Genomic DNA, 8,659 nt, shown 5'->3' with positions numbered 1-8,659 from the left:
CGAAAATACCCCTGTATAAGGGTCAATCAAACTCGTTTGTCGTGGATCTACAATATGTTGCATGGCGGCTTTATCTCCTTTCATAACAATACCTTAAATATAATAAATCTAAACCGCCATGTCAAGCTAAATATTCATTTATTTATAACAACTTATGTCAAAATTATCCTTTTGTCGCCCTCGTCTTATTAAGGGGGGGAAAAGAAAATTGTTCCTGGATGTAAACATTTATTAGGATTTGACAGAACCCTCTCCCTATATTCCCCCCTTAATAAGGGGGGATGCCGAAGGCAGGTGGGATATTTAAAGACACAGGAGCACACAATTTCTCTCATTTACCGTTTGTTGCTGACTTAAAGACATAACCGTATTATTGTATTTTCAAGAAATACTTACCTGATGACATACTTGAATGAAAAATCTCCCGGAAAAGTGCTGGTGACATCCGGTCCGACCCGTGCATGGCTGGACCGGGTGCGATACATTGCGAACACCTCTACCGGAGCGCTCGGAGCGAGGGTCGCCGAAGCTCTTGTTTCCCGTGGTATACGGGTTAAACTCATACGCGGCCTTGGCGGAGAATCGCCTTCGGTGAGCGTGAGCAGCCTTCTGGAAGAAGTCGAAGTGGTCACCATCGATGACCTGATCGAACAGATACGAATTACCGCAGCGAGCGGAAATATCCGCGCAGTGGTTCATGCCATGGCGGTTCTTGATTATGTTCCCGAATGCAAAATGGGGGGGAAACAGCCCTCCTCCACCGAGTTCTGGGATGTACGGCTGGTCCGGGCGCCCAAGGTCATCGCTCTCATCCGCGAACTCCTGCCGGATGCCTGTACGGTGGGTTTCAAGCTTGAAGCCGGAGTGAGCGAGGAGGAATTGGCTGCACGGGCAGGCGACTCTCTTCGCCGCTACAATCTTGATATGGTAGTGGCAAATGATCTTGACCGTGTAGCTCCGGATGCGCACGAAGCGATCTTTGTGGCGCCGGGAGGGACGATTATAGATCGGGCTTCAAGCAAGAAGGAGATTGCGGCAAAAATTGCGGAGTTCATTGTCTCGAGGATGTCATGAACGAAGACTATCTCACCTGGTGGGGTATGACCAAGCCGCCATTTTCCCTGACCCCGGATCCGGAGATGCTCTATCTTTCGGGCCAGCACGCCGAATGTCTCATGCGCCTGAAATACGCCATTTTTTCCCACAAGGGGGGAGCGCTCCTCGTCTCCGACACTGCTGGCAACGGGAAAACCTCTATTCTCGCCCGGCTGCAGAACGACCTCAAAGAATACTATGCCGGAAGAGTCAGGGTGGTTTACATCGATCATCCCACCCTGAGCCCTATCGAGATCATCGGTGAAATCGCCCGCCAGCTGGGCGGAGAGCTGCATACGGAGGAGAAGATCCGCTCGCTTAATTACCTCCGCGACCGCCTCTTTACCCACTACAACGAGAACATCAAGGTAGTGGTTATCGTAGACGAGGGCCAAATGCTCAAAGAGAGGCCCGACATCCTCGGCGAGCTCAGAATTCTCCTCAATTTCTGTGTATCGGACGCCTTTCTTCTGACTTTCATCTTTTCCGGGCAGAAGCCCCTGGACAGCATCCTCCGCGACATGCCTGAATTCTGGCAGCGCCTGCCTGTCCGCTTCTTTCTGAAGAACCTTGATTTCAACGACACCCGCTCTTTGGTACAGTTCCGGCTCAGGAAAGTCGGCGCCGCCGCCGATATTTTTACCGACGATGCATTCGAGGGCATATACAACTATTCGGAGGGCTGCCCGCGTATTATCTGCGCGGTGGCGGACTTGTGCCTGCTGGTCGGATTTTCCAAGGGAGTGAAACGTATCGGGTTTGTAGAGGTGTCTATCGCCTGCCGTGACATGGAGACCTCCGGCGACAGCTTCCACTATTTTGCCTATATCAAAGGCCGCCAGCCTTCCGCCCGTCCGAAGCCCGAGCCGGCGCCATCCACTTCGGAGTCCAGACCCGCTCTCCCCCAAAAAGCTGAAAAAGCGCCAAGCCCTTTAGCAGCGCTTCTCCATTCCATTCCTTGCCCCCGTTGTACCGAACCGAATCCGCAAGACCGCCGCTACTGCCTTACATGCGACACCCCCCTATACCGTAAATGCCCGGCATGCGGGAATATGGCAGACACCGTCTCTAATGAATGCCCCACATGTCATGCCGACATGAACAATGAGGGGGTAAAAGCAGTGGAAAAGCTCTGTGAAGCGCTGCTCCCCTATGACGTTCTCGAACGAAATTATGCTGTCTGGCTCCAGGCGAGCGGGGTCGCACTGGAAAAAGGGGAAAAGATCATCATCATCTTTACCAGCGGAAACCTGTTCAATTCCGGTCCGACAGTGTCAATTCCCGCCAAACCGGGCAAATCAGCCCGGAAGAACTGCGACCTTATCCTGACCGACCGGCGGCTCATTCTGGAAATGCCCGACGACCGTATGGAAACAGAACTCATCCGCATCGAGACCTGCATGGTTGCCGAGTCGGGCAGCCTGCTGGGGAAAAGGTACGAACTCATCATCGGCCTCAAAAAGGGCATTTACACCATCCAGCTCCCCCGGAACGCCTCCAAAAGCAAGCGGATCCTCGACCGGATTTCTTCGCATATTCAGGCGGTAATGCTGAAATAAAAAAGTCTGAACCCTGATTTGCATGATTAGGTGATTAGCTTGATTTTTCTTGAGATTGATTCATCTATATCATCTTTGAATCCCTAAAATCATGGTTCATCCTTCATGATCCGGGGGAAAAGGAAATTTTGCTCATTCTCTGTTTTTAAACCTCACCCCCTGTCCCCCTCTCCTAGTCAGGAGAGGGGGTAACTCGTTGCGAGCAATATCATTACCCTCTCCTAATTAGGAGAGGGTGGCCAAAGGCCGGGTGAGGTTTTGACAGAACTTAGGACTTTGAAACACTTTTGCCGGATTATAGTTCTTCATCCTTCATCCTTGCCTTTAAAACTCCCATCCGGCGGTCATGTACAGACGGTCTTCTCCTTTTGAGGTGATGCCCCAGCCTAGGGAGAGCGGGCCGAACGGAGAGGAGAACGATCCCCGTATTCCGTAGTATTGCAGGAGCGAATCCGCCCGTATCGAGGCGCCTTTTCCCCAGACATTCCCCGCGCCGTAAAGGAGGTACAAGTAGAAATAGCGTGGTATAAAAAGACGGTAGGATAATCTCGCCGCCGCCAGGCGGGTCCCGCTCTTTTCCTCATTCATAAGACCCATGAAGTCCGAGTAGAAGAGCGAGCCGCCGGTCTCGGCATTGTAGCAGTCCAGGCGGGTGTGATTTCCGCCGAGGGTGAATAATTCATTTTCGGGGATCGAGGGATCGGCAGTGCCCAGAAACAGGGAGCCGGAAACCGCGTGTTTCTCCGCGAAAGTTTTTACCTGGGTGTTGCCCCAGAAAATTTTCACATACTGCTCGGTTCCACCGAGGAATTTCGAGGAATTCTCCACATAGACGACATTCAGCTTGCCGTTTTGCGGGAATGGATAGCGGTCGTAGCTGTCGATGATCGAGCGGACGGTGATGCTGCGGAACTGGCGGTGTGCGTTATGGTCTTTCAGAGAATCCGGGTAGCGGGTCCAGGAGGATTCGTTCCGGAACTGAAATACCATATTCCCCAGTTTGTCCATCTGCTGTCCGACAGATAAGACCAAACCGTAACGGTCATCATCATAATCGGAAACTAAACGGTGATTGTCATAAATCGGCCGTTTCCGGAGATGCTGATAGGCCTTTATGCTGAACGTGAAAAGGGATTTATATACCCGGTCGCTCCGGTTTTCCACCATGAGAATACGGTTACGCTCGCCGGCCTGCAGGGTTCCTCCCAGTTGATTCCCGGATCCCAGGATATTCTCCTGCAAGATGTTGAGGCGTCCTTCGGCGCTGTTGAATTCGTCATATCTGAGTCCTAGACGGACTACAGACCAGTTCTTTTCCTTGAGATGAATGGTAAGCCCTACCCCGCCGTTCAGTGGTTCCACATCTGTAGAGACCTGATCGAACAGGTCGGTGCCGTAGAGATTGTCCATCGACGCCATGATCCTGTTCAAATCAAAGATATCGCCCGGCAGCATATCAAATTCACGGGTGATCAGAGATGGCCGTGTTTTCATGTTAGGGTCCATGAACACGCCGGTCAGTGAGGGAACGGTGACCGTAACTTTCAATGTGTCCTGAGCCGCGCTCAATTCCTGCGAGGTGATATATGCAAAGGAATATCCCTGGGATCGGATCAGTCGAATCTGAGAATCCATGCGTTCAATTATGCTGTCGATGGACAGAGGCAGATTAGTATCGGAAGAGAATACTTCGGTGGTATCGATGACCGCGTCACGGTTTTTTCCGAGGACATGTACAGACATGAATTGAGGGACCCTGATAACAGCGACACGGAGCGACCCGGTGTTCTCGTCAACCTCTCCGCTGATCGAGAAGTACCGTCCGGTAGCCCAGAGTTCCTCGATTCCTTTCAGAATCCTCGGCCAGGGATTGCTTGCCCCGGCGGCCACAAATCCGGCGAGGATTTTGGAAACAAAATCCTTCTCCGCTTCGGGTGCAACCGTGATCTCCCGGATGTATGCCTTTTTGTAGCGGTCGTTCATTTTCGCCAGTGAATCCAGGAGGGCTGGAACCGTCTGAAGGGCCTCCTGTCTTCCCTTCTCGATCATTTCGGGAATACGCGAAAAATCGGTCGATGAAAAACCTTCCATGTCCGGACTTATGACAAAATCGGCCTGTTCACGGGAAATCTTGGTGATATTCCGCATCGATATACTGGTGACCTGGTCGGCGATGTTGACCGGGTTTTTCAATTCTTCGGGGGAATGCATACTCTCTTCGATTGCGCAAGCGATGACAAAATCGCTCCCCATGTCTCTCAGGACGTTCACGGGGAGGTTGTTGATCAGGCCGCCGTCCACGAGCAGCTTGTTGTCCCATTCGACAGGGTTGAACAAGAGGGGAATGGTGGTTGATGCCTGGATGGCGCGGGCCAGGCTGCCGCTTTTAAAAACTTCGGCATTTCCGGTATTGAGGTCTGTGGCGACCGAGCGGAAAGGTATGGGAAGAAGGTCGAAATCGCCTCCGCATTCAAAAGAGGGACAAAGAGTCAGCCAGGAAAGGGTGGATATGACCCGCTGCCCGGACGACCATCGGGTCGGTATCTGCGCCTTGAGGCCGTTGAAGCGCATTTCCACAAGGGGCCAGCGGTTGGCTTCTTTCTGGCTGATATATGCGCTCCTTCGTTTCGGGTCGCTTTTGAGAATATCCGACCAATCATTGTTTTCAAAGAATGTTGCAAGTACCTGCGGTGAATAACCGGCTGCATAAAGCCCTCCGACAATGCTTCCCATCGAGGTCCCCGCGATCTTCTCGACCCGGATACCCTTGTTTTCCAAAACCTCGATGATTCCGATATGCGCAACTCCCCGCGCTCCTCCGCCGGAAAGCGCCAAACCGATAACCGGGTGGGACTTTTCCGGATACCGTCTCACCACCCGCCCGTTTTCATAGGCGATGCTGAATGTTTCCGCACCAAGGAAATGGACATTCGCAATGATTAGAAATAGAGGGATAAAAAATCGTTTCAACATATCTACTCGATACCTTATTGGGTGTTCAAATTTACTGATTTAACGATATACTTGGATTCTTTTTTGACTTTGCGAACTTTGCGAGACATATTTTTTCTTCTAAAATATACCATATTTTGAACATTTTTCTTACATCAAAATGATTCCGCCGCCGTCCGGAAATCAGGGGGGCGGAAAATGATGCTCCCCTCGCGGTCGGTGCGGCGTATGGTGCAATGTTGCTTGTCGAGAACGTTGAGTGTGGTTTGGGCCGGATGTCCGTAACGATTATTTATTCCACAGGAGATTATCGCTGTTTTGGGGCTGATGGCGCCGACAAAATCGCTGTCCAGACCCGCTGCGCCGTGATGAGGGATTTTCAGTACTTCCGCCCGGAGCGCCCGTCCCCAGGGTAGCAGAGCGTGCTGCATGTCTCCCTCGATATCGCCGGTGAAAATAATAGCGCTGCTGCCCAGGCTGAACCTCATAAGCAGGGAAGCATTGTTCTCATTATGATGCACCATAGAATATTCTCCGGAAGATATAATGAGAATCCCTCCCCCAAAAAATGAAAGAGAATCTCCCGCCGAAAGGCCGGTCACCCGGCCGCCATAGATCTTCCGGAGTGAATCGCAGATCGACAGACGGCAGTAGAGAGCCTTTACCGGGATATTTTTCAGGATGGCGGAAAGGCCCCCGACATGATCGGTATCCATGTGGGTGAGAAAGACCCCGTCCAGTTTTTTTATGCCTGCATTCCTCAAACTGGGGATAACCATGGATTCCGCGGCGGTGTGATTACGATAGGATGGCCCGGTATCTACCAGAAAATTAAGACCTCCGGGATACTCAACCAGTGCGGCGTCTCCCTGTCCTACATCGAAAAAGACCGCTGTTCCCTCACCCTTTTTCTGGAACGCGTCTGCGACCGGTCTCCAGGTGAACACCAGGATCAGTGTGAGAGGGATATAGAGGAGCGCTTTCTGGAAAGCCGGTCTTCTCCGGGAACGTGATAGGATATAGAGCCAGCAGGCCATCCCGACGCCGAAAAGGGGGGAGGCGTTCCCGACGGTTAAAGACGAAAGGGGTATTTTCGAGGCGTAGAGAGCGAGATGGGCGAGCGATGTCAGGAGAATTCCGGTTATGAACACTAAAAACTGGGCGAGCGGCGCCGCAAGAGCGCCAAGTGCGATCACCCCGGTGGCTGCCAACCCGAGGACCGTGATGCAGTTTGCCAGGGGGACAGCCGGTATGTTGACCGGAAGGGCGAGAAAGGGGATGGCGCCGAAATGCGCCGCCACTATGGGAGCGGTTGCCAGAGTACAGACGGAAGTGGCAATTATCAATCCAAAAACGGGACGCAGGTATCTGCGGGTGCGCAGTATTCCCCGGAACCGGTTCATGACCGGAGCATAGAAAGTTATCAATGCCCATACCGCCGCAAAGGAGAGCTCAAGAGAAGCGCCTCCCAGAGCTCCCGGATCGACAGCAAGGATGAACAGAATCGCCAGGAACAGGGTATGTTCCATGCGCGGGGGACGTTCGAAAAACTGGGCGCCCATGAGTATCGCGGCCATGAGGAACGCCCTGGATATGGGCGGTTGAAATCCGCAGATTCCGGTATACAGGAAGAGCAGGATGATCACGGCAAGGAGGCGCATCTTTTTCCCTATGGGGAGGAAGACGAACAGAAAATTCAGGGAGACTGCCAGCACTCCCACATTCATTCCCGAAACCGCCAGCAGGTGGGCGATGCCGGTCTGGGTGAATTCCGCCCTTGTTTCCGGGGAAAGCCCGCGGAGATCGCCGATGGTCAGGGCTTGAAGAAGTCCGTTCTGTCCCATGAAATCATACCGGTTGATAAAGCCTGTAAGAGTGTTTCTGAGAGCAGAGAAGAATCTTCCTTCATCTGTGATGGTAATTCCCAGAGATGACGAATCTATGTTCAACCGGTCGGCGAACGGAGCTTTTGCGGGTACGCGCCATAATTTCCCTGGTGCAAGGGGATGGCGGATACTTTTTATCGATCCCCGGAGAATAACCCGGGAACCATCGGTGAGGAACAGGGGTTTGTTATAGAGAACGCAGGGCAAAAGACCGGTTTCACCATAGACGGTGCTGTCTGTGGAAATCTTCCGGCAGGCCAGGATGAAATAGGTGCTGCCTGATTGGATACGGGCATCTCCGCTGAGAGAGCCTTCGGCTTTGACAGGGATGTATGTAAATTCCGGGGGAACCGGCAGTGGTCTCTGCACGGTGTTCTGGGCTGCAAAGGCGAACATCCCCGCAAAGATCAGAGTGGTAAAAGCCAGGGCATTGCCGAACCGTTCTTTTTTGGAAAAAATTCCGGTCAGGAAGATCATCGCTCCGAGAATGATACCGGATGTCAGAGGGCGCAGGGGAATCTGCGCTGCTGCCAGAATTCCCAGAGAAAAAAAGGCCGCCGCTTTCATGGCAGACCCGGCCAGAGGGATTTTCACTTTCGGCTGGGGATAGTTCGTTTTCATGAAACCTGACTTCCGGGGTCGGTGGGATCACGGAACCATGTCGGACAGGAGGAAAATAGCAGTATCGAACATAAATAAAAACAGGAAAATAAAAAATTTGAAAAAGATTTGTTGAAGATAATTACAATTGACTTCATGAGTGCATGTATATTATAATTTTACTTATTCACCCGATTTTTTCGACAGCGAGAGATATGTAAGCGTTTTTAAAGACTTGTGAAAAAGTCTAAATGCCTGTTATTTTCTTTTCCGCCGAACCTCACCCCCTAACCCCCTCTCTATCCTATAGAGGGGGAGCAATAAGGCTCGCAACGAGTTATCTCCTCTCTATAATAGAGAGGAGACCAAGAGGTGAGTTTAGAAAAAGCGGGAATTTTATTCAATAAAGTGTTTTTCACAAGGCTTTTTACAGGCTGGTTAATAAGGAGGATCACTCATTGTTCAGACCCTGAAACGAGTTCAGGATGTAGCGGACTCTTCGACAGGCTCAGAGTCCGCTGACCGAGCACTGAGCTTGTCGAAGTGCACGTATCATGCCGAACTTGT

Annotated in this window: 4 protein-coding genes; 2 read left to right on the top strand and 2 right to left on the bottom strand. The window is 51.8% G+C overall.

Features of this window, described 5'->3' with window-relative positions:
- Positions 1 to 408: 408 nt before the first annotated feature.
- Complete coding sequence (locus tag Q8O92_08550; protein ID MDP2983364.1) at positions 409 to 1,074, top strand: phosphopantothenoylcysteine decarboxylase; 666 nt, start codon at positions 409 to 411, stop codon at positions 1,072 to 1,074.
- Complete coding sequence (locus Q8O92_08545; protein ID MDP2983363.1) at positions 1,071 to 2,654, top strand: AAA family ATPase; 1,584 nt, start codon at positions 1,071 to 1,073, stop codon at positions 2,652 to 2,654. The genes Q8O92_08550 and Q8O92_08545 overlap by 4 nt, the downstream gene beginning before the upstream one ends.
- Before the next feature lie 324 nt (positions 2,655 to 2,978).
- Here the strand turns inward: Q8O92_08545 and Q8O92_08540 are convergent, their stop codons facing one another.
- Complete coding sequence (locus Q8O92_08540) at positions 2,979 to 5,627, bottom strand: patatin-like phospholipase family protein (protein ID MDP2983362.1); 2,649 nt, start codon at positions 5,625 to 5,627, stop codon at positions 2,979 to 2,981.
- 134 nt (positions 5,628 to 5,761) lie between these two features.
- Entirely contained in the window at positions 5,762 to 8,113 is a 2,352-nt protein-coding gene (locus tag Q8O92_08535; GenBank protein ID MDP2983361.1) for a DNA internalization-related competence protein ComEC/Rec2, read from the bottom strand.
- Positions 8,114 to 8,659 lie beyond the last annotated feature (546 nt).

Source organism: Candidatus Latescibacter sp., from assembly GCA_030692375.1.
Lineage (GTDB): Bacteria > Latescibacterota > Latescibacteria > Latescibacterales > Latescibacteraceae > JAUYCD01.
The sequence above is the reverse complement of the archived record's forward strand: the minus strand, read 5'-3'. Positions and strand labels throughout refer to the sequence as shown.